24 protein-coding genes and 1 pseudogene are annotated in these 20,833 nt (G+C 70.2%); 16 read left to right on the forward strand and 9 right to left on the reverse strand.

Annotated elements, in window-relative coordinates; genetic code table 11:
- The first annotated feature begins 29 nt into the window (after positions 1–29).
- From J4557_RS30325 to J4557_RS30345, 6 genes are all read left to right on the forward strand, one after another.
- Positions 30–404 carry an ArsR/SmtB family transcription factor gene (locus J4557_RS30325; RefSeq protein ID WP_208270165.1) on the forward strand — a complete coding sequence of 125 codons (375 nt, stop codon included), beginning with the start codon at positions 30–32 and terminating at the stop codon, positions 402–404.
- Positions 401–1,237 carry a cation efflux transmembrane domain-containing protein gene (locus J4557_RS30330; protein ID WP_208270166.1) on the forward strand — a complete coding sequence of 279 codons (837 nt, stop codon included), beginning with the start codon at positions 401–403 and terminating at the stop codon, positions 1,235–1,237. Before J4557_RS30325 ends, J4557_RS30330 begins: the two co-directional genes overlap by 4 nt.
- On the forward strand, positions 1,234–1,671 hold the full coding sequence (locus tag J4557_RS51770) for a class I SAM-dependent methyltransferase (protein WP_307800295.1): 438 nt from the start codon (positions 1,234–1,236) through the stop codon (positions 1,669–1,671). Before J4557_RS30330 ends, J4557_RS51770 begins: the two co-directional genes overlap by 4 nt.
- A complete protein-coding gene (locus J4557_RS51775; protein WP_307800296.1) occupies positions 1,623–1,850 on the forward strand; it encodes a hypothetical protein in 228 nt (75 codons plus the stop codon). Before J4557_RS51770 ends, J4557_RS51775 begins: the two co-directional genes overlap by 49 nt.
- 45 nt (positions 1,851–1,895) lie before the next feature.
- On the forward strand, positions 1,896–2,900 hold the full coding sequence (locus J4557_RS30340) for a phosphodiester glycosidase family protein (protein ID WP_208270167.1): 1,005 nt from the start codon (positions 1,896–1,898) through the stop codon (positions 2,898–2,900).
- A 242-nt stretch (positions 2,901–3,142) separates the two neighbouring features.
- Complete coding sequence (locus J4557_RS30345; RefSeq protein WP_208270168.1) at positions 3,143–4,414, forward strand: serine hydrolase domain-containing protein; 1,272 nt, start codon at positions 3,143–3,145, stop codon at positions 4,412–4,414.
- A 97-nt stretch (positions 4,415–4,511) separates the two neighbouring features.
- Here the strand turns inward: J4557_RS30345 and J4557_RS30350 are convergent, their stop codons facing one another.
- Complete coding sequence (locus J4557_RS30350) at positions 4,512–5,888, reverse strand: alpha/beta hydrolase family protein (RefSeq protein WP_208270169.1); 1,377 nt, start codon at positions 5,886–5,888, stop codon at positions 4,512–4,514.
- Positions 5,889–5,962: 74 nt separating this feature from the next.
- Here J4557_RS30350 and J4557_RS30355 point away from each other — a divergent pair, with 74 nt between their 5' ends.
- Positions 5,963–6,937 (forward strand): helix-turn-helix domain-containing protein, encoded by a 975-nt coding sequence (locus J4557_RS30355; RefSeq protein ID WP_208270170.1) that lies wholly within the window; start codon positions 5,963–5,965, stop codon positions 6,935–6,937.
- A 107-nt stretch (positions 6,938–7,044) separates the two neighbouring features.
- On the opposite strand, the gene J4557_RS30360 is transcribed toward J4557_RS30355, so the two are convergent.
- Positions 7,045–7,434, reverse strand: coding sequence for a hypothetical protein (locus tag J4557_RS30360; protein WP_208270171.1), 390 nt, complete (start codon positions 7,432–7,434; stop codon positions 7,045–7,047).
- A 287-nt stretch (positions 7,435–7,721) separates the two neighbouring features.
- A complete protein-coding gene (locus J4557_RS30365) occupies positions 7,722–8,576 on the reverse strand; it encodes a helix-turn-helix transcriptional regulator (RefSeq protein ID WP_208270172.1) in 855 nt (284 codons plus the stop codon).
- Positions 8,577–8,704: 128 nt separating this feature from the next.
- On the opposite strand from J4557_RS30365, the gene J4557_RS30370 reads away from it, so the two are divergent.
- Together J4557_RS30370 and J4557_RS30375 are read left to right on the forward strand one after the other, a co-directional pair.
- Positions 8,705–9,700 carry an aldo/keto reductase gene (locus J4557_RS30370; RefSeq protein ID WP_208270173.1) on the forward strand — a complete coding sequence of 332 codons (996 nt, stop codon included), beginning with the start codon at positions 8,705–8,707 and terminating at the stop codon, positions 9,698–9,700.
- 140 nt (positions 9,701–9,840) lie between these two features.
- Positions 9,841–10,374, forward strand: coding sequence for a VOC family protein (locus tag J4557_RS30375; RefSeq protein WP_208270174.1), 534 nt, complete (start codon positions 9,841–9,843; stop codon positions 10,372–10,374).
- A 358-nt stretch (positions 10,375–10,732) separates the two neighbouring features.
- Here J4557_RS30375 and J4557_RS30380 read toward each other — a convergent pair whose 3' ends face one another.
- Both J4557_RS30380 and J4557_RS30385 read right to left on the reverse strand, forming a co-directional pair.
- Complete coding sequence (locus J4557_RS30380; protein ID WP_208270175.1) at positions 10,733–11,389, reverse strand: hypothetical protein; 657 nt, start codon at positions 11,387–11,389, stop codon at positions 10,733–10,735.
- 198 nt (positions 11,390–11,587) lie between these two features.
- The gene (locus J4557_RS30385) at positions 11,588–12,100 is read right to left on the reverse strand and encodes a hypothetical protein (protein WP_208270176.1); all 513 of its coding nucleotides are present in this window, start codon (positions 12,098–12,100) and stop codon (positions 11,588–11,590) included.
- Positions 12,101–12,420: 320 nt separating this feature from the next.
- On the opposite strand from J4557_RS30385, the gene J4557_RS51780 reads away from it, so the two are divergent.
- Both J4557_RS51780 and J4557_RS30395 read left to right on the forward strand, forming a co-directional pair.
- Positions 12,421–12,855 (forward strand): replication initiator, encoded by a 435-nt coding sequence (locus tag J4557_RS51780; protein ID WP_372442548.1) that lies wholly within the window; start codon positions 12,421–12,423, stop codon positions 12,853–12,855.
- Entirely contained in the window at positions 12,786–13,004 is a 219-nt protein-coding gene (locus tag J4557_RS30395; RefSeq protein WP_208270177.1) for an excisionase family DNA-binding protein, read from the forward strand. The genes J4557_RS51780 and J4557_RS30395 overlap by 70 nt, the downstream gene beginning before the upstream one ends.
- 41 nt (positions 13,005–13,045) lie before the next feature.
- Here J4557_RS30395 and J4557_RS30400 read toward each other — a convergent pair whose 3' ends face one another.
- Entirely contained in the window at positions 13,046–13,495 is a 450-nt protein-coding gene (locus J4557_RS30400; protein WP_208270178.1) for a nuclear transport factor 2 family protein, read from the reverse strand.
- Positions 13,496–13,683: 188 nt separating this feature from the next.
- Between J4557_RS30400 and J4557_RS30405 the strand changes: the two genes are divergently transcribed.
- Positions 13,684–13,863: a hypothetical protein gene (locus J4557_RS30405; RefSeq protein ID WP_208270179.1), complete on the forward strand. Its 180-nt coding sequence runs from the start codon at positions 13,684–13,686 to the stop codon at positions 13,861–13,863.
- A 117-nt stretch (positions 13,864–13,980) separates the two neighbouring features.
- Here J4557_RS30405 and J4557_RS30410 read toward each other — a convergent pair whose 3' ends face one another.
- On the reverse strand, positions 13,981–14,793 hold the full coding sequence (locus J4557_RS30410) for a class I SAM-dependent methyltransferase (protein ID WP_208270180.1): 813 nt from the start codon (positions 14,791–14,793) through the stop codon (positions 13,981–13,983).
- On the opposite strand from J4557_RS30410, the gene J4557_RS51785 reads away from it, so the two are divergent.
- Positions 14,793–15,353: a replication initiator gene (locus J4557_RS51785; RefSeq protein WP_307800298.1), complete on the forward strand. Its 561-nt coding sequence runs from the start codon at positions 14,793–14,795 to the stop codon at positions 15,351–15,353. The genes J4557_RS30410 and J4557_RS51785 overlap by 1 nt on opposite strands.
- Positions 15,354–15,397: 44 nt before the next feature.
- Here J4557_RS51785 and J4557_RS30415 read toward each other — a convergent pair whose 3' ends face one another.
- On the reverse strand, positions 15,398–16,783 hold the full coding sequence (locus tag J4557_RS30415; protein ID WP_243776561.1) for an MFS transporter: 1,386 nt from the start codon (positions 16,781–16,783) through the stop codon (positions 15,398–15,400).
- Between the two features lie 124 nt (positions 16,784–16,907).
- Here J4557_RS30415 and J4557_RS30420 point away from each other — a divergent pair, with 124 nt between their 5' ends.
- From J4557_RS30420 to J4557_RS30430, 3 genes are all read left to right on the forward strand, one after another.
- The gene (locus J4557_RS30420; RefSeq protein ID WP_208270181.1) at positions 16,908–17,795 is read left to right on the forward strand and encodes a helix-turn-helix transcriptional regulator; all 888 of its coding nucleotides are present in this window, start codon (positions 16,908–16,910) and stop codon (positions 17,793–17,795) included.
- 1,515 nt (positions 17,796–19,310) lie between these two features.
- Positions 19,311–19,610 carry a DUF6247 family protein gene (locus J4557_RS30425; protein ID WP_208270182.1) on the forward strand — a complete coding sequence of 100 codons (300 nt, stop codon included), beginning with the start codon at positions 19,311–19,313 and terminating at the stop codon, positions 19,608–19,610.
- Positions 19,607–19,864: a hypothetical protein gene (locus tag J4557_RS30430; protein WP_208270183.1), complete on the forward strand. Its 258-nt coding sequence runs from the start codon at positions 19,607–19,609 to the stop codon at positions 19,862–19,864. The genes J4557_RS30425 and J4557_RS30430 overlap by 4 nt, the downstream gene beginning before the upstream one ends.
- Before the next feature lie 852 nt (positions 19,865–20,716).
- Here the strand turns inward: J4557_RS30430 and J4557_RS30435 are convergent.
- Positions 20,717–20,833 (reverse strand): annotated as a pseudogene (locus J4557_RS30435) (IS5/IS1182 family transposase); the annotation flags it as partial.

A 20,833-nucleotide genomic window follows, 5' to 3' on the forward strand; every position in this document is an offset into this window, starting at 1 on the left:
GCGATATGGCGATTGATTCCGATTGTGGAATGAGTTCGTTGGACGCCCTCGCGCCGGCGGCGGCGCTGTTCCACTCGTTGGCCGACCCGGTGCGGCTGTCGATCGTGCAGCGGCTGGCGCGCGGGGAGGCGCGCGTGGTCGACCTGACCCGTGAACTGGGGCTGGCGCAGTCGACGGTGTCCAAGCACCTGGGCTGCCTGCGCGGCTGCAAGCTGGTGGACTACCGCGCGGAGGGCCGCCAGTCGTTCTACTTCATCGCGACCCCCGAACTGCTGGACCTGCTCCGCTCGGCCGAGCGCCTTCTCGCCGCGACGGACCACGCCGTCGCGCTGTGCCCCACCTACGGCATCGACGGCGGCGAAGGCGTGGGGGCGTGCACGGACGAAGCGGAGGCGCGGGCGTGACAACGCTGTCGCTGGGTCCCTCCCCCCGACGCCGGGCGCAGCTGGCTCGGCGGGTGCGGCTGCTGGTGGCCGCCACGATCACCTACAACGTGGCCGAGGCGGTCGTGGCGATCACCGCCGGAACGGTCGCGTCCTCGGGCGCGCTGGTGGCGTTCGGGCTCGATTCGGTGATCGAGGTCGCTTCGGCCGCCGCGGTCGCCTGGCAGTTCTCCGCCCGCGACCCGGCCGTGGTCGAGCGTCGCGAGCACCGCGCACTACGCATCATCGCGGCCTCGTTCCTCGCGCTGGCCGCCTACGTCACCGTCGACGCGGTCCGCACCCTGCTGGGCGCCGGGCAGGCGGAACACTCGACGCCGGGCCTCGTGCTGGCCGCGCTGTCGCTCCTGGTCATGCCGTTCCTGTCGGCCGCGCAGCGCCGCGCCGGCCGGGAACTGGGCTCGGCCAGCGCGGTGGCCGACTCGAAACAGACCCTGCTGTGCACCTACCTGTCCGCCGTGCTGCTGGCCGGGCTGGCGCTCAACGCTCTGCTCGGCTGGGCCTGGGCCGACCCGATCACGGCGCTGGTCATCGCCGCCGTCGCCGCCAAGGAAGGCCGCGACGCCTGGCGCGGCGACACCTGCTGCACCGTCCCCGCACGACAGGCGGCGACGTCGGACGGCGCGACCGGCTCGTCCGCGGACGCCTGCGCATGCGCGGCCCGCTGCGAAGCCGAAGGCCGCCCCGGTGCGATGACCGGAGCGCCCGCCAACGTGCCGAAGGCGGGCACCGGCTCCCCTCCACGGCCAGGCGCGGAAGAGCGTTCGACGACCCTTGACGGTGATCCGAACAGATGACGAACTACGCCCGCATGTACCGCTTCGGCATCACCCCCTGGGAGCGCTACGGCAAGGCCGCAGGGGCCGGCATCGCCGCGCTCCTGGACCGCGAGGAGGCGGACCGCTCGCGGCCGCTCGGCCGCGCCCTCGACCTCGGCTGCGGCCGCGGCCAGTTCACCCCCGAGTTGGGGCGCCGCGGCTGGCAGGCCGTCGGGATCGACGACGTCCCGGCCGCGATCGAAGCGGCCCGGCGCAGGCCCGCGGAAGGGGCCACCTATGTGGTCGGCGACGTGACGGACCTGGCGGCGGCCGATCTGGGGACGTTCAGCTTCTTCCTCGACATCGGCTGCTTCCAGGGTTTCGAGGCCGAGCGGCGGCACGCCGTGGGCCGCGGCGGCACGCCGTGGGCCGCGGTGTCACCGCACTCGCCGACCCCGCCGCGACGCTGCTGATGCTCGCCTTCGGCCCCACCCGGCTCCGCTCCCGCATCGGCGGGGTGTCCCGGGCGGAGGTCGAGGACGCGTTCCCGGACTGGGAGATGCTCGACGTCCGGCCCGCCGAGACCGCGGGACTGGGGTGGCCGATGAACCGGACGTCCCCGCAGTGGTATCGGCTGCGCAGACGGTACTGACGCGACGGACCGAACCGCCCGTGAAGGGCAAGCATCATAATTCGCATGATCTGGACCAGAGTCCTGCGACGCTGGCGGTGGATCGCCGCGCTGGCCTTGTGTCCCGTCCTGGTCGCGTCGGTGGCGGTGGGGATCGCGTACGGGAAGGGCGGCTGGTACGCCGTCAACGTCATGCTGCGCCGCGGCGCCAACGTCTGGGGCGACGTGGCCCCGGACGACTCGCGGCTGTCCCCGGGGATCCGGTTGTCGCTGGCCGGACGGCGCACGCCCGACGCGCCCGAGCCGGCGCGCTGGCGTCGGATCGCCACCGGGCTGGAGGTCGCCGAGTTGCCCGTCCGGGTGGGCGGGCGACCCGTGGACGCCCTGCTGCTCAGCAGGATCGACCCGGCCCGCTACAGATTCCGTGTGCTCAATCGCCCGGCGGGCGACCGGGACGTCGGTGACTGGATGAAGGCCACCGGGGCGTCGCTGGTCGTCAACGGCAGCTACTACGGCCGTCACGGGACGCCGGACACCCCGGTGATCAGCGATGGCCACCGGCTCGGTCCGGCTTCCTACCAGGCCGCGCACGGGGCGTTCGTGGTCGGCGGGTCCGGTGGCCCGGGCGGTGCCCGGCTGGTCGACCTGGCCGCTCTCGACTGGCGGCGGGCCCTCAGCGGCACGAGCCAGGCGATGGTGTCCTACCCGATGCTGCTGGGAGCCGACGGGCATGGCCGGGCCGGCGGCACGGACGAGCGATGGCTGGCCAACCGCAGCTTCCTCGGGCAGGACGGCGCCGGGCGGATCATCGTCGGCACCACCCGCGATGCCTACTTCTCCCTGCCCTCGCTCGCCGCGTTCCTGCCCCGGGCCGGGCTCGACCTGCGCTTGGCCCTGAACCTGGACGGCGGGCCGGTCGCCTGCCAGAAGGTGTCGGCCGGCGGGTACCGGCGGGACTTCTGCGGACGTTACGAGCTGGCCGTGCACGGCGGCCGGCTTCAGCTGCTGTGGCCCCTGGTCGACTTCCGGCGTTCGGCCCTGCCGATGGCGCTGGTGGCCGTCCCGCGCTGAACCGCCCTCGAGAGGGACAGTCCTGCACGCCGAGGGCCCGACCACCGGCGAGATCCGGCGCACCTCACCCACCGCACGGCCCTGCCGTACCTCGCCCCCAGCGCGACGACCCATGCCCCTCCCGGAACGTGTATCGCGGGCGTATCGAAAAACGCATACGCCACCGCAACGCTCTTCCGTCTTCAGTGGAGCCATCGACCACATCAAAGGTCGGTTCGTCGATCAGGAAAGAGACCGTCATCTTGGAATCGGATTCCGTACGTGGCGTCAATCGGCGGCGGCTGCTCGGGTGGGGCGGCGGGCTGGCGGCCGCCGGCGCGGTGGCGGCCGCCGCGCCGCTGGTGGGCTCCCGATCCGGGCATGCCGTGACCACGGGGCAGCACCTTCCGGCCCCGAACGGCAACGGCGTCCCACCGGCCGCCCGTCCAGGCGGAGCCTACGACCGGTACGTGGCGAAGCTGGCCGCCGAGGGCAAGTTCTCCGGCGTGGTGCTGCTGTCGCACAAGGGCCGCACGGTCCTGTCGCGCAGCTACGGCATGGCCGACGAAGAGAAGGGCATCCGCAATCACGAAGGCACCGCGTTCAGCCTCAGCTCGGCAGGCAAGCCGTTCTACGCGGTGGCCATCTTGCAGCTGGCGCAGAAGGGCAAGCTGAGGCTGTCGGACACGGTGGGCACCCACCTGAAGGGCTTCGCCAAGAACATCGCCGAGCGGGTGACCATCCACCACTTGCTGTCCGGCACCTCCGGGCTGTCCAGCCCGGAGGAGGACGTGCAACACGTCTTCCAGAGCCGCAAAGAGGTGCACAGGTATTACCAGCGGCGGGCCCGGCAGGCGAGACTGGTGGGCGTTCCAGGCGTTCCCGACACCGCCCACGCGGAGGCGGAGGTCACCATTTCCGCGCTGATCGTGGAGGCCGTGACCGGCACGACGTACTGGGACTACGTCCAGGAGAACATCTTCAAGCGCTGCGGCATGACCGGCTCGGCGTTCTACACCCGGCCGCAGTGGCTCGCCGACGAGCACATCGCCCACCCGTACATGACGCTGGCCGACGGCAGCCAGGTCGACGCCGTCCGCAACCTGGACAAGAGCAGCCCCAACCGGGAGACACTCGGCAAGAATCCGGGCCGCGCCTTCATCGATCCCCCCGGAGACGGCGGCTTCGCCACCGCGCCGGACCTGGTCCGGTTCGCGCACGCGCTGGGCGACGGCACGCTCCTGGACCGGCCCTGGGCCGACGTGCTCACCGGGGCCAAGCTCCCCCATGGACCGACGTCGTTCGGCGCGTACGGAATTACGGCGTCCATCGTCGGCGGCCAGTGGATGTACCAGCGCGCCGGCGGCAACCCCGGTGTCGCCGCCAACTGGGACATCTACCCGGACACCGACTGGGCCGGTGTCATCCTCGGCAACTGCGACGGCGTGCCACTGCAGGAGATGATCGGGCAGGAGATGCAGGCCATCACCGGGGCCACACCCGGCGGCGGGTCCGGTGGCGGGGGTGGTGGCTGAGTTCGGTGTCCGGGGCTGGCCGGTGGCTTCGGCCGGTCCTGGGAAGAGGTCAGAGGCCATGGCTCGCCCCCGCGGACCATGGTCTCTGACCGTGTGGCTATGGGCGTAGGTACGGGCCCGGTTGGTAGCGGGTGAAGGACGGGCTCGTCGGGTGCAGTCCCGGCTCGGGGTCCGTGTCGAAGACGGTCTGGTAGTCGGGACCGAGCTCGGCCGCGGCGCTGTTCAGCGCAGCCGGCCGGGTGGTCGGCCAGTGGCGGGTGTTCATTCGCGTCAGGAGGGTCCGGAGGGTCGTGATCTCTTCGGAGGCGGTGAAGGAGCAGTGGTAGCCGCGGTCGACGAAGAGCTGCTTCAGGTTGGCCGGGTCGCCCGCGCGACGCACCTGGGCGGCGTACCGGCTCTGGTTCTCCGGGGGGACGTTGCCGTCGCCGGTCGTGTGCAGGGTCACCACCGGCCAGGGGGTGCGGCCGGTGGGGGTGCCGTAGCGGCCGAGGTAGCGGACGGCCGTGGGGTCGGCCTTCACCCGGGGTGCCGCGTCGAGGCGGGCGAGGTCCTCGCGGAGGCTCAGGCCGGCCTCGCGGTAGGCGCGTTTCACCAGCTGCTTCTGCGTGGAGCGGGCGAGGAGCGTCCGGTAGTCCACCCCCGTGTTCCAGGACGGGTTGCCGCCGGCGCGCTGCTCGATGTCGGTGCGGTTGAGGCCCCAGAAGGCGCCTCGGTCGTAGGCGGCGTAGTAGGTCTGCTGCTCCACCTGGCCGGCGACCGTGCCGGGTGCCGGTGCGCGCGAGGCGTAGCGGCCGGGAATGTCGGCGAGGGCGGCGGCGAGGGCGAGGCGGGCGCGTCCACGGGGGTCGTCGAGCGCGGCTCCCAGTGCCCGGCGGGCGTTGGTCGTGTTCGTCTGCGGGTCCTTGATACCGACGAGGTCGAGGTCGGGCGCGAGAAGTGTCTTGACCGCGAAGTTCGCGTCCAGGGCGCTGTTGAAGTGGCCGGTCGTGCCGCCGACGACTCCGCAGAGGGAGGCGACGCCGGCGAAGCGGCGCGGGTCGCGTTCCGCCAGCAGGACGGCGGTGAGGCCGCCGGCGGACGCGCCCGCCGAGATGGTCCGCCGGGGCTTGCCGACGTTCGCCGTGAACCAGTCGAGCAGGGCCGTCTGGTCCTTCAGGCCCGACTCGACCACGCCCCAGCCGCGCGGGACGCGGAACTGCGAGGCCGCCAGCGCGTATCCGTGGTCGAGCAGCCACTGCTTCGTGGCCGGGTGGTTCGTCAGTTCGATGTCCGAGGGCGCGGGGAACTCCAGGCTGTACGCGCCGTGGCTCCACAGGAGAAGCGTCCCGTTCCAGTTGGCGGGGATCTCGGCGCGGTAGGGAACTCCGTCGATGTCGCCCTCACGGACATCGGCGCGGGCGGGCAGCGCGACCGCGGTGAGGGCGGCGAACACCATCAGCGGAACGGTGCGGCACAACAGGCGGAGGCGGTTCATGCCCGCACCTTCCAGGAGGCTCCGGCCCTGGTGCAATGATTTTGAAAATAGCCTAAATGTTGTAAATTCCGGCCATGCTGCGGCTCTGGCTCGACTACGAGGACCTCACCCGGATCCGCATCACCCCGGGCCTCTCGCCGATCGCCCAGACCGTTCTCGGCGCCCAGGCCCTGCGCGGGGCCGGGCCGGAGCCGGTTCCCGGCCCATGGCGGGCGCGAACGCGCACGCGGCTCACCGGCCCGTCGCGTCTGCTGCTCGACCTGGTCCCGCCCGGACGCCTGCTCCCCGATTTCCTGACGCCGTACACGCACGTGCCGGGGTTCGAATCGGAGCTCGACGCCGTCGCCTCGACGCCCGTGCGGCGCATCCGCGCGGAACTGGAGCGGACGTACGGGCGGCGGCCGCCCGTCTCGTGGCTGTCCCGCCTCGCCGCCGGAGACCCGGAGGCGATGCGGGCGCTCATCTGCGGGCTCCGCGACTTCCACCGGGTCGCGCTGGCCGACCTGTGGTCCGGTATGGGCGCCCACCTGTCCGCGGAGGCCGGCGGCCATGCCCGGACGATGGCCGACCGCGGGATCGGCGGCCTGCTGGGAAGCCTGCACGCCGGCATCCGCTGGGCGCCGCCGGTTCTGGAGATCGAGACGCTGCGCGACGGCGACGTGCGCCTGCAGGGACGGGGCGTCCAGTTCGTCCTCTCGCCGTTCGTCACCGAGCCGCGTGTCCTGCTCGCCGGCGACGATCCGGCGGCCGTGGTGGTTCCCGCGTCGCGGCCGTTCGGCGCGACGGTCGGGCGCGACGCCCTGCCGCAGGTGTTCGGCCGGACGCGTGCGGCCGTGATCCAGGTGGTCGGCGCGCAGCGGGAGCTCACGACGGGGGCGCTGGCGGCCCGGCTCCAGATCAGCGCGGCGTCCGCGTCCCAGCATGCCAGCGCCCTTCGCGGCGCCGGTCTCATCACCAGCGAGCGCCGGGGCAAGACGGTGCACCACGCGCTGACACCACTCGGCGAGCGCTTCCTGCGCGATTCGAACCCGAGGGAAAGCCTGGATTGACCGCAGGACCCCGTCCCCGGCCCGGCGACGGGGAGACTGCGCCTTGGGTCCCCGCTCGGGAACAGGACAATCAAGGCCGCACTGTCAGCTTGGCAATACCTTTGATCTCACTGGCCTGCAGCGTCGTCGCGTTGGTGTTGCCAGGAGGGCGGAAGGCGCTGGTACCGGTAGACGCCGTAAGCCTTGTGGCCGTTGATGTGACTGTGTGAATGCAGGCATAGCTCCATGCCGTGCGGCGCAATGACGCCGAGGTATTCGACCAACCCTTCCCTGGACCTCGCAGCGAACGACAGAACGTTGCCCTCCACCGAGTACGGACCGCGGGGCAGGCGGGGGTGGTCGGGAAGCAGCCAGCGGGCCACCGACACGACGGTCTCCTCCAACGGGAGATCATGCTCGACGGAGACGGCCATGCCCTCGCCTGTCGGGAAGAAGCGCAGGAACGAGGTGTACGCCTGGCCTTGCTCGGCGTACAGGCCGTCGAAGCGGAGCTGCACGTGATTCCTCCAGGGGTCGGAAATATCTTCCAACACACACGGAGGGGCGTGACGTTCGTACGCGACCGGGAGACCTCCCCGGCCGATCCTCCCGGAGCCGGAGTGCCCCGCCGGAGGCGCCTTGTGCGGTGCTCGCCGCCAGTCCGCCCATGCCCGGTTCCGACATGGAGTGAGTCACCGAGGACCTCGAAGAGGAAGAGTCGGAAGACCGCGACGAACGGATGCGGGTCCTCCCGGACGAGATCTTGTTGCGGGAGGACGAGTACTGCGCGACGGTCAAGTGGCGGCTATTGCGCCGATCTGGATTCGGTGGGGAAGTCCTCGATGCCGAGGACCCGCAACAGATCCAGCCGCTCGCGGGTCTCGGCGTCGGCAGGGGTGAGCACCAGCAGCTGCTGGCTCTGGTCGGGAGTGATCAGCGTCTCGCAGTCCAGCAGCAGGCGGCCCACTCGCGGGTGCAGCATGGTCTTGCGGTCGGCGCGCCGGACCGCCACCTCGTGCTCGGCCCACAGCCGCCGGAAGTCGGCGCTGGCGGCCTGCAATCGTTCGATGAGTCCGGCGACGGCGGGGTCACCGGTTCGGCGGCCGGCGGCCGCGCGCAGGTCGGCCACGAGCTTGCGGGCGTAGTGCTCCTGCTCCTCGACCGGGGCGACCGCGCGGGCGGCGGCGTCGGTGAACCAGCGGTAGGCGACGTAGCGCTGATCGCCGGAGAAGCCCGTGTGGTCGCCGGTCACCAGGACGGCCGCCCGGTTCTGGGCGAGGACCTCGCCCAGGTCGGACAGGACCAAGGCCGGGGTCTCGCCGAGCAGGTCGAGCATGCGCATCAGGCCGGCGCGGGCCAGGCGGGCCGCTCCGTCGGCGGGCGGCGGCCGGTGGCCGGCCAGGTGGAACAGGTGGTCGCGTTCGTCGTCGGACAGACGCAAGGCCCGGGCCAGCGCGCCGAGCAACTGAGGCGAGGGCTGACTGCTGCGGCCCTGTTCGAGGCGTACGACGTAGTCCACCGACATACCGGCGAGCATGGCCACCTCTTCCCGGCGCAGGCCGGTGGTGCGGCGACGGGGGCCGTCGGCGATGCCGACCTCGGCCGGGCGGATCGCCTCGCGGCGGCGGCGCAGGAAGTCGGCGAGCTGGTCACGTTGCACGGCCCCATCGTCCCTCGCGGCGGCGAGCGTATCCAGGGAGCGGCTCTCCCACGATGAACGCTCCGCTCCCGTACGTCCGGGCTCGGGCGCAGGGTTGGAGGACGACATCGAGAACGAAGGAGAACCTGATGCGGACACGAACCCTCGGCAGGATCGGACCGGCCACCTCCGCGCTGGGCCTGGGCGCGATGGGCATGTCGGGCGCCTACGGCGCGGCCGACCGCGCGGAGAGCATCGCCACCGTGCACGCCGCGCTGGAGGGCGGCGTCACGCTGATCGACACCGCCGACTTCTACGCCATGGGCCACAACGAGCTGCTGCTCGCCGAGGCGCTGCGCGGCCGGGATCGCGACAGTTACCAGCTGAGCGTCAAGTTCGGCATGCTGCGGGGCCCGGGCGCGGAGTTCGGCGGGCAGGACGGCCGTCCCGAGGCGGTGAAGAACTTCCTGGCCTACTCGCTGACCCGGCTGGGCACCGACCACATCGACATCTACCGCCCTGCGCGGCTGGATCCGGCGGTGCCGATCGAGGAGACGGTGGGTGCGATCAAGGACCTGATCGACGCCGGGCACGTGCGGTACCTGGGGCTCTCGGAGGTCGACGCGGCGACGATCCGCCGGGCGCACACCGTGCACCCGGTCGCCGACCTGCAGATCGAGTACTCGCTGATCTCCCGGGCGGTGGAGGCGGAGGTCCTCCCCACGCTGCGGGAGCTGGGCATCGGCCTGACCGCCTACGGCGTGCTCGGCCGCGGCCTCATCTCCGGGCACTGGAAGGCCGGCCACACCGCGGGGCCCGGCGACACCCGCGGTTTCAGCCCGCGGTTCGCCGGCGGGAACGTGGAACACAACCTCGCCCTCGTGGAGGCGCTGCGCCGGGTCGCCGCCGCGAAGGGGTCCACCGTCGCCCAACTGGCCATCGCCTGGGTGGCTGCGCAAGGCCCGGACATCGTGCCGCTGGTCGGCGCTCGCACCCGCGAACGGCTGGCCGAGGCGCTGCCCGCGATGGAGCTGAACCTCACCGCGGACGACCTCGCCGAGATCGAGAAGGCGGTACCGCCAGGCGTGGCGCGCGGCGACCGATACCCGGCCGCGTTCATGTCCACCCTCGGCGTGGGCAACTGAGCACGGCTCTCCAGCAGGCTCCCCTCCGGCACAGGTGACAGACCGTCTCGCGCGAACACCCGACAACAATTCAGGACAGAAACCGGCCTATGAAGCACCTATGTTTCAGCCGGCCGAGCAGTACCAGCGAGAGGACGCCAATGCCCGAGCAGATCAACGCCGCGCCCGAGGGCTACACCACCGTCGCGCCCTGGGTCGTCACCGACGACACAGGAGCTTTCCTCGACTTCGTCGGCCGAGTATTCGACGGCGAGGAACTCGGGCGGGTGCAGACCGAGGACGGCTTGATCGGTCATGGTGAGATCCGGATCGGCGACACGGTCGTGCTGGCCTTCGATCGTCACGCGGACTGGCCTCACATGCCGAGCCTGCTGCGCGTGTTCGTCGCCGACGCCGACCGGGTGTTCCAACGAGCCGTCGCGGCCGGCGGCCATGTCGTCACCCCTGTGGCGGACAACGCCTTCGGTCAACGCGGAGGGCGAATCAAAGACCCATTCGGCAACATCTGGTGGGTGGTCAGCAGCGTTGAGTACGTCTCAGAGGAGGAGATGTGGAAACGGCTACAGGAACCCGTCTACGCCGAAGGCATGCGCGTGGCGCAGGAGACCCTCGACGCTGAACTCAGCGGCCGACACCAGGGCCGCAGCAGCGCACCGGTCAAGACGACCGGCTGACCTGATACTCATCCGGGGCCCCGTGAAGGACAGCCCATACGAGTCAATTCGAAATACCTCCCGCTTACGGCCGTTGACGGGTCGGAAATCCTCTGACGACCCAAGGTAAAATCCGCATTCTGGGCGGACGGTCGACGCGGCGCGCCAGGACCGGACGGAACAGGCCGCCCGCCCGGGCGCGCCGGCGCGGGCGGCGGCGCCATCGCGACCGGAAGAGGAGGTACAGCGCGAGCCAGGCGAGGGTGCACAGGGCACCGATCACGGTGAACGCGGACGCACGAGCTTCCAGAGGCCGGTGGGCAGGGTAGACACGAGGCTTACCGTCCCGGCCTTGAGGATCACCGCGAGCCGCCTGCTTTCACAGGTGGCGCCGGACCTTGCCCGCGGCCTGGCTCAGGTGGTTGTCGACCAGGCCCGGGGCGCCGGTCAGGCTTACGGCCACGGAGCCCATGCGCACGAATTCCTCCTCGATGACGATGGTGCGCGCCGGTCCCACCATCGTCACGGTCATCCCGAACTGCTCGTCACCGAGCTGGGGGACGTGCACCTGGCTGACCGTGGCCTGGACAGGGGTCGTTCCGGAGGTGAAGGTGAACGAGCGGCAGGAGGACATCGCCCGGACGGCGCCGCCCAGAACGGTGGACAGCCGCGAGGGGGAGTCGCTGAAGAGGGTCTCCGTCACTTGCGACGAGCTGTCGTAGCCGTACTGGAACGCCCTCGCCGTCTGCGCGGCGAACGAGGTGGCGAACATCTTCGACAGCTCCGGACAGCCCTGAAGCCCGACGTTGTCGTCGCCGCCACCAGACTCGGCCGGTACTTCGGAATAGTTGGCCCCCAACTCGGACGTCGTCAGGAGCAGTGCGTCAAGCTCGGCTTTGGCCATCGGCTTGGAAGGCGAACCCTGGGTGCGCGATGCCGCGCCGCCGGGCGTGCGAGGCGTCGCCAACGGCGGACGCGCGGCCACCGTCTGCTTCCCGTCTCCGGTGGCAGGGCCGCAACCGGTCGCCGCGGCCATGAGCGCCGCCGCGACCAGCGCGGCGGAGAACCTGTCGTGGCGCGCTGAGATGCGACGCGGCCCGCGTTCCTTCCGGATGGGCGATCTCCTTGAAGGTGTTTCGTGTCGAATGGGAACGTGTCCGAAGTTCGCGCCCCTGACGGGGTGAAAGGGCCGATGCTCGGCATCCCCGGTTCATCGGGCGGACTCCACGACGCCCTAAGGGATGATGTCGGCGACGATCGTTGTCGAGCCGTTGCGGCAGGAGGACACCCGTCCGGTCCGGCCGGACTCGGCGGAGGAGTTCGACGCGCACGTCCATCCGTCCACGGTGGCCACGCCCGCGGAGCCCTGCTTGGGCGTGCTCGGCCGGTAGTAGGCGCGGAGCACCCTGAGGACCGTCGCGCAGGTCGTCCGGCCGGTCTGGACGGCCGCGGCGAGCAGATCGCCGTTGGCCGCCTTGACCTCGCCGCAGACGGTGTGCGGACCGACCGGCTTCGGGCGCGGAGCGGCCGGCTTCCGGCTCGGGGAGGCGGGCTTCGTCGCGGAACCGGCCGGTTCCGGGCTGGACGAGGCGGCCGGGGCGGTGGACGCGGCGCTCGTCTCCGGAACGGCAGAGGTCGATGAGGCCTGAGCGCTGGGGGCGGGGGCCGTCCGGGAGGGCGCCTTGCCCTCGCAGGCGGCCAGGGTGAGCAGGAGCACGGCGGATGCGGCGAGAAGGGGCGAGCGCAACTGATCAACTCCGCGGCGGGGAAACAACCGCACGAGTCTCCCACAAAATGATCAACTTCACCCTCGGCGGTTCGGTGACCAGGCGAAACGCCCGGCGCGTGCATCGTCGCCGAGCCAAGACGGCGCCTGGCATCGCGCCCGATCGGCCTACGTCCCCGAACAGGTGGCTCGCGAGTATGCGCACCTGACCCCGGACCGGGAAACCCTCACCGACCCCGTCCCGGCCATCTTCCCCCCCGCCTAAGCGCCGCTTCCTTCCGGCTCGGCGTGAGCCCTGATCGCGCCACGCCCCTACCCGGCTCATGGGGGCTGCCCGATGACTGCCACAGCAGGCCGTAGCGGGCTACATCGCCAAGCACGCCACCAAAGCCGCCGAATGCGTCGGCACCCTGGACCGGCGCCTTGACCCCGCTGACGACCGGGCCAACCTGCCGCTCACTCCGCACGCCGAGCGACTCATCAGCGAATGCCTGACCTTGGGTGCCCTCGACGAGTTCGCAGACCTCCGGCTCGTCCAGTGGGCTCACATGCTCGGCTTCCGGAGCCACTTCTCCACCAAGTCCCGCCGGTACTCCACCACCCTCGGCACACTGCGGGCCGCTCGCATCGCCTTCATCCGCGAGCAGTCCCCCGGCTGGCTACCGCCCGACGACCAGGACCCTGACCTGATCCTCGCCATCGGCGAATGGCGCTTCGCAAGCCAGGACCCCACACGCGGCGAGACGCTCGTCACCGCCGCACTCACCAGCTGCTGACGGTCGTTGAGGCGGCGGACTACCTCAATACCTCGCAGCGGTTCCCGCATCGTCTCATCGCCGGACGGCGCATCCGCTCCGTCAAGCTCGGACGCTTCGTGTGCATCCCTGAATTCAGGCGTACCGGCTGCTGCGCGCCGTACTCATGACCCACCACCTACCGCAGCTACTGCGTGCTGGTTTCGAGTGCCTAGGATTGACTGCCTCCGGGCCTTCCGGCTCCCTCCTCGCCGAAGACCATGCGATGTCCGCGTGCTGTGTCCATGTACTCGCGGACTCGGCGGATCAGGCCGTCTCGGAGTTCGAAGACGAAGCAGTAGTCGTTGGCGTAGTGGTTGCCGTTGGCGAGCGTGGCCGTCATGGTCTCCTCCACGATCACGTGGTCACCGTCGGCATAGAGGCCATGGAAGGTGACAGTGACGTCGCGCGCAAAGAAGCGAGGGAAGTCCTCGGCGAGAAAGCGCACGATCGCCTCCCGGCCGACTATGTGACCGGAACCTTCCAACGCGACGGCGGTCGCATTGCCCAGGGGGGCCAGCCACTCGGCGTCCTCGGTGAAGACGGCGGAGATCTGATCCGCATCGTGGGTGGCAAAGGCTTTCCAGGCGTTTTGGATGACGTCCCGGCTTTGTTGTGACATGGCAGCGACCCTAGACAGGTTGCGAGGAAGGGACTGGCAGGTTTACGACATCAACGTTGGCGTCCTGTGCCGCTGGCACCACTGCGCCCGGTCGCTGAAACGGCGGCCGCTGCCGATCGGATATCGCGGGTGCTCGCGGCCCCGTACGCCTACGCCTCCGACGGCCCGGCGCCGGATAGGGGGCTGTGATGAGCGGGCGTCCTGTCCGGGTCATGCTGCCCGACGAGGTCGAGGCGTGGCCGCTCACTGACCACATAGCGCGGGAGCGGCAAGTACTGGCCGTCTGGCACGGCAAGGCAACCGGCTCGTGGTGGGCGCTGGTGACACTGCCCGATCAAGGCTGGGAAGGCGGCGGGAACGGCTCGTAGAGGCAGCGAACCCGGCGGAACTGCGTAAGGCGATCGCTCATCCGGAGGGTTGGCCGTGGCCGCGCTGAGCCGAGCAGGGCGCGCTGATCCCTGAACCCGCCTTCCCCCCGGCACAGCTCATGCTTCGGCCGTTCCGCTGGCGAGCAGTGCCCGATGCGGCAGCGCGAGCCGTCCGTCTGGACCGGTGAACTCAGCACTGAGGAGATCGAAATGCCGTTTGATCTCCGCTCGGGTCTCGGGCGGTTGGGTGGCGACGAGGTGGCCGATGAAACCGACACCCGACTCTGCGCCATGCCACCACCCCTGTGCGGAGGTCTGATGGTCCCAGGCGATGGTCCGGCAAGAGGGCTTGGAAATCCCGGCGGCCCGCAGCAGGTCCACGAGCCCCTGTTCAGTGCGCGGGAAATCGGCCTCAGAGGCCATGACCGGCCGGTGGATCTTGTGCTGCACGCCAGCGGCCTCGATCGCTCGTCCCAGCAAAGCCCGCCCTGCCCCGCCCGGAACGGCCCACATCGTCACAGCGATCCGGCCGCCCGGCCGGGTCACCCGGCCCAACTCCGCCAGCGAACGCCGTGGCCGCCCCACATGGTCCAGCACGAAGTTGGCGGTCACCGCATCGAAGGCATCATCAGCGAAGGGAAGAACAGGCAGCTCTGCGACACCGACCTCAGCCGACGGCACGGCCTTCGCAGCCAGTTCCACCATCCCCGGGTCGGCATCAACGGCGCTAACCCGGGCGCTCCTCGCGAACGCGTCAGCAGCGACGTTCCCTGACCCAGTGCCCACATCAAGTAGACGGACGCCGGGACCGGCTCCGACGGCATCGAGCAAATCCCCGATCGGATACGCGCACACCGCGGCGAAGGATTCCGCATACGCGACCGCCTGCCCTGACCAGACAGAACGCGCGCTCTCCCCCAACTCGCTCATTGAAGCCCCAACCCAATAGACCAACCGCATCCCTGCCGAGAACAGACGGTAGCCCACCGTTCGGGCTGGCAACCAGGTATGCACATCACCTGCGGCGGCGCTTCACGATCGCCAAGGTCGCCGAACACCAGCGCCGGGGCGGCGTCCACTTCCATGCGGTCATCCGCTTCGACGGTCCCGGAGGCCCGACCGCACCGCCGCCCGGCTGGACGGACGTCCGGCTCCTGGAAGACGCCGTCCGGCACGCCGTCGGCGCCGTGTCGGCCACCACTCCGGCCGGCCCCGACATCCCGGCCCGCTCCCTGACCTGGGATCCGCAAGTGGACGTCCGGGCCATGACCTCCTCCGGACATGCTCGACGACGACATTCGGACCCGCACCGTGTGGTTGGCGGCGTCACAGCGCTTGAGCGCGGTGACCTTACCCCAACGCAGACTTGCGAAGGCGGCCAGGAGGATGGGCTGCTGTGTGAGCGAGCCGTTGCCGCCGGATGCCGCTCACGTGCCCCGTCGCCCGCAGCTGACCGCCCGGCCTCGGGCCGCCCGGTTCCCTCAGGTTGAGTTCCTTACCAGGCCCCGCGCCAGACATCCCCGTCTCCGTCCCGTCAGCTACGGCCGCGCGGCAGCATGAGTGCCGCGGCCGTGGTGGCTGTCAGCATCAGAGCCGCGACGCACAAGGCGACCCGCAGACCCACGATGAACTCACCCCGGTCCGCGACCAAGGCTCCGAAGACGGCCACGGCGAGCGCGCCGCCCGTCTGGCGGAAGGAGTTCAGGACCCCGGCGGCCATTCCGGCCCGATCTGCGGCGATGTCGTTCAGCAGCACGGCGGTCAGGGAAGGTACGAAGAAGCCCAGGCCGAGGCCGACCGGGATGAGCATCGCCGCGATCACCGGTCTGCTGGTGCCCTCGTCGATCCAGAGCAGGCCGAACAGCGCCAGCGCGAAGACCGCTTGTCCGATGGCGATCGGCATCCGCGGCCCAAAGCGGGCCGCAGCCCTGGCCGAGGCCAGGTTGGCTCCGGCGATCACGGCCATCATCGGTAGGAACATCAGCCCCGCGGCCATGGCGGACAGGTTCAGAACGTCCTGAAAGAACAGGCTCAGCACGAACACCAGCCCGTAGAACGCGGCATTGACGACGAAGCCGATCGCGACCGAAACCGTCACCGTGCGCGAGCGGAAGAGGTCGAGCGGGACCAGCGGCGCGGCGGCACGTGCCTCGATCATGATGAACGCGGCCGTCGACACTGCAGCGAGCCCCAGGCAGCCCAGCACCGCGGGCTCGCCGAAGCCGTTCTCCCCTCCGTCGATCACCGCGAAGGTGAGCGCCGCGAGCGCGACGATCACCGTGAGCTGGCCGTACGGATCGAGCGGCGTGGCACGGCGCTGCGAGCGCTCCGCGCGGGTCAGCACCGCGAGGGTGGCGATGCCGACGGGCAGGTTGACGATGAAGATCGCCCGCCAGCTCACAGTGCTGGACAGCACCCCGCCGGCCACCGGTCCGGCGGCGACCGCGACGGCTCCGCCAACGGTCCACAGCGCGATGGCCCGTGCCCGTTCGGCCGCGTCCGGGAAGGTTTGCCGGACGAAGGCCAGCGAGGAGGGCAGCATGATCGCCGCCGCGCTCCCCTGGACCAGGCGGGCGGCGATCAGCTCGCCCAGCCCCGGCGCCAGTCCGCAGGCCGCCGAGGCCACCGTGAAGACCGCGACGCCGGCGCCGAACGCGCGGCTCGCCCCTATGCGGTCGGAGAGCGCGCCCGCGGAAAGCAGGAGTGCGGCGAACATCAGCGTGTAGGCGTCCACGATCCATTGCAGTCCCGCCGTGCTGCCGCCGAAGTCCCGCCCGATCCCGGGCAGCGCCACGTTCATCGCCATGGTGTTGAGGTTGAGCATGAAGATGCCCATGAACGTGGTCGCCAGGATCAGCTTCGGTGCGGCCGTGCGTTGCCGGGCATCCTGTGAGGCGCGGGCTTGTTCAAGAGCGGTCATCCGTCCAGGCTGGTGAGGCTCGCGAGGGCGAGGCAGACCGTGATCTTCCGGGGTGCTCCAGAGGGGGGTGCAGCAGGGCCAGGCTCCGGGCTGGACCCTGATCACACGCTGGCAGAATGACGACATGACCGAGTTCGGGAAGTTCCTGCGGGCTCGCCGTGGCGACGTACGCCCGGCAGACGTCGGGCTGCCCGCCGGAACCGGCACGCGCCGAACGCCCGGGCTGCGCCGGGAGGAGGTGGCGGCGCTGGCCGGTGTGAGCATCGACTACTACATACGTCTGGAACGCGGCAAGGAGACCCATCCGAGCCCCTCCGTGGTCGAGGCGCTGGCCGACGCGCTCCGCCTCAACCAGGAGGAGAGCGGCTTCCTGCACGAGCTGGCGGCGCGCGCGGCGCGGCGCGCGCCCGAGCCCAGGCCCCTGCCGTCACGCCGCGTCCGTCCGACCGTCACGCAGCTTCTGGAGACGCTCCGGCCCAACCCGGCGTACGTCGTGAGCCGCACCAACGACCTGCTGGCGGCCAATCCCGGCGGGCTGCGGCTGCTCCACGGCATCGCCGACTGGCCGGAGCGGCAGCGGAACACCGTACGGTACATCTTCCTGCACCCGGCTGCCCGCGAGCTGTGGGCGGACTGGGAACAGAAGGCCAAGGGGTGCGTCGCCCAGTTGCGGGCGATCGCCGGCAGCGATCCGGACGCCCCGGATCTCGCCGCACTCCTGGGTGAGCTGATCGTCAAGAGCCCCGACTTCAACCGGCTCTGGGAGCGGTACGAGGTGCACACGATCGGCGACGGCGAGAAGACGCTCCGGCACCCGGAGGTCGGCACGATGACGCTCTCGCACGAAGGGCTGTCCCTCAACCGCGCACAAGGCCAGCGCCTCATCATCTACATGGCGCCGCCGGGCAGCCCGGACCACGACAAGATGACGCTCCTCGACCTCGCCTCCGGCCCGTCCGTCGGATCCGGCGAGACGGCGCCCGTCTCACCCTCTCGGAGACAGAGCAGCTAGCGGGACCGGGCGGGCGGAGAACCACGCGCTGTCCTGAACGTCCCAGAATCAGACGGTGGCTGCAGGTCACAGCATCGATCCTGCCCTATGGCAGGAGCTGTTCGTGGGCCACCGTCCGCCACATGACCCGCCGTCTCGCTCGTGACCTGGCCGGACTACCGGCCCACGGCTGCTGGACCGACCCTGCGCCGCTGCCAGCACTGACCCCAGCCCCGACCGGCGCGGCAAGGTCCCGGAACGCTGGCCGCCCAACCCTGGCGCGCATGGAAGGGCACCGAACTCTCTCAAGCGCGAGTGGAGCGTCCGCCCGGGACATTGAGAGTGCCGGCGCGTTCGGTCCTCGGATGGAGCCGGGGCCACCGCACCAGATGAGGGTGCCCGGTTGCGCCTCTCGGCGGCGAAGCTGACCGCTCTGCCGAGGTGGGGTGCCGAGCGCTTCGGACGCCCGGGCGGTACGGCGGCGGGATGTCCACTTCGGCGGGTTGGGGCGGTTCGTTCCGGCCGTCTGCGTGGCACGGGATGCCACATGATCAGGCTGGGTGTCATTGACATCTGATTGACATGCGATCTTGGATCAAGATCGTTTAGGCTACAGCAGCGCAGTGACCTGGGGAAATACTGGAGCGGGTGACGGAATCGAACCCGCGCTGTCAGCTTGGAAAATCACTTCCAAGATCGACCACGACCAGGCGCGCCGCTGACCTGCCCTTGCGTGCCCTCAACTCCGCCGGTGACCGCACGCCCCCAAGACCGCCCGCTCCAACGGGCACGCAGCGGGCACACGACCCAACCTCCGGCCGAAGCTCGGACCTCCTGATCCGCAGGTCCCCAAACGATCACTGTCGCCGTCCGAACCTGTCCGCATGCCGGGCCGATGACCTGCGCTTCGTCCGAATTGGTTCACCACGATCCAAGATCATCCGCCCCCGTGGCTCCCACGGTGGCTCCCAGGGAGCCCCGGTGCTGACGGACTCTCTATTCAATGGATCGTCCGGTACGCCCGCCTTAGGGTCTTCCAAGAGGTGGCGACGTGGTGGAGATTCTGTAGCACTAGCACGGAAGGGGTCACGGCGGATCATCGTTGGCGACGTCGAGTTTCGGTGGAAGGTGCGTGGCCGGCCGACGTACTGCCAGGCGATGGGGTGGTCTCCGTTGTGCTTCGCTGTGCAGCAGGCCGACGGGCAGGGCGCTCGGCTGTTGGTGTCAGTGCCGTGCGCGCACCCGAGCAACGATCTTGGTTTTCCTGCAGGGGCCGTCCTGCCTCGGACCGTAGCCACCGCGATCAAGGCGGCAATGGAACAGGGATGGCAACCGTTGAGGCCGGGGCCGGAGTTCCGATTGGAAGTAGACGCGTCAATAGTGCTCGGCATCGACGCCTAGGGACACGACTCTGGAAGGCGCTTCCCAGATCGCCGCCCGCAGTACCTCTGACCTGCTCTGGGACGCTTCGTCTCGTCCCTCCGACGCCCGCCCGTTCCGCGCATGTTCCGCAAAGAGCACAGGTAGATTGGGACCATGACCGCCCAGCCCGAGGAACCGTCCGCGCCGCACGATCCTGGCGAGGATCCGGCTGCGATCTACGACGCGCTCCCGCGGTCACACCAGGAGCAGTTCCGGGCCGAGTACGACCAGGCGCTGGACGCTGCGCACGACCTCGCGCGGTTTAAGCAGGTCCGAACTCTGCTCCAGCAGTGGCGCCTGCGAGCCATCGCCTACGCCCGTCCCGGCTACGAAGATGCCGTCCAAGACGCCCTACGGGGCCGCGAGGACGCCTTCGTGCGATACACACCGCCGGGCTGGGAAGGCCGGGTGTGACCTACCGCTTCGACGGCTTCCACGGGCGCGCACTGTACGAGCTGAACGGGCTGCCCGAGGAGATCCGCAACGGCCCCCTGCTCGAACGCCTCCTCCAGCTCTTGGAGTCCCCCTGGGACGCCGTCCCGGAACGGCGGGATCAGACGGCGCTGCGCCATGCGTTCTTCGGCAAGGACAACCAAGGCATGCTGACCCTCCTCGTCGACGACAAGGCGGAGACCGTGCGCATCATCGACATCCTCTGGGCCGGCTAGCGCCTGGGACGTCTCCGCGGGCCGGTCCGGAGGTGCTCCCGCGCGAACGGCGCGCACCCCGTGACAGACAGATGCGCGCGGGAGTGTGCCCTCCGGGTTCAGGAGGGGTCTGGGGGACCACGGGGTTCCCCAGTAGCACACGCGCAACCGATCCTCCGAACCGACCGTGACCGGTGCGATGTCCTCGGCCGTGGGCGCGGCCGGTGCTGCCGAGCCTCCCTCTGACTCCCAGCTACGCCCGGACGCAGATTGGGCACGAGTGCCGCCCTCGTGCAGACCGGGGGGACCGTCATTCTCTACAGAGCTGGATGCTCCGGAACCGGCCGCGCCTGCGCGCACGGTAACGGACGCCTATGACATCGGGCGGCGGCGCGACCCCGGGCAGACGGTCAGCCGGCGGGCAGGCCCGGCCGCGCGGGCGGCGGGCCGCGCCAACGGCGCGAGCGCCGCCACCCTTCGACGGTCGGGGAGATGGTGGCGCGCGAACTCAGGAAGTCGAAGAAGGCCAAGAAACGGCGCACGGACCCGGACGGCTCCGGTGAGATATCGGGCACGTAGCGAGCACGGCGGCTGATGAACAAGAAAGGCCCAGCGTCAGTGATACATCACTGGCCTGGGCCTTCATCGGTGGAGCGGGTGACGGGAATCGAACCCGCGCTGTCAGCTTGGGAACCATTGCGATCACGCCGGTTGAAGCCGCTGACCTGGCGTTTGGACGTACCGCAAGTGACCGTGATTGACCCCTGATCACCGCCCTTAATGGCACGCTAATGGCACGTGGCGGTTCCGCTGGCCTGCACCAGACCAGGCTGCGTCGAGCCGATCGTGCCAAACCACTTCAGTGAGCCTTTTTCAGCGTGCTGCGGTTTCGCGGAGTTGCAGGGTATGGATGGCCTTGGCGATGCGGCCGGCGCGGTGGGGGCAGCAGCGCAGCTTCCGTAGGATTCGCCATGACTTGAGCTGGGCGTT

Source organism: Actinomadura nitritigenes, assembly GCF_017573545.1.
Classification (GTDB): domain Bacteria; phylum Actinomycetota; class Actinomycetes; order Streptosporangiales; family Streptosporangiaceae; genus Spirillospora; species Spirillospora nitritigenes.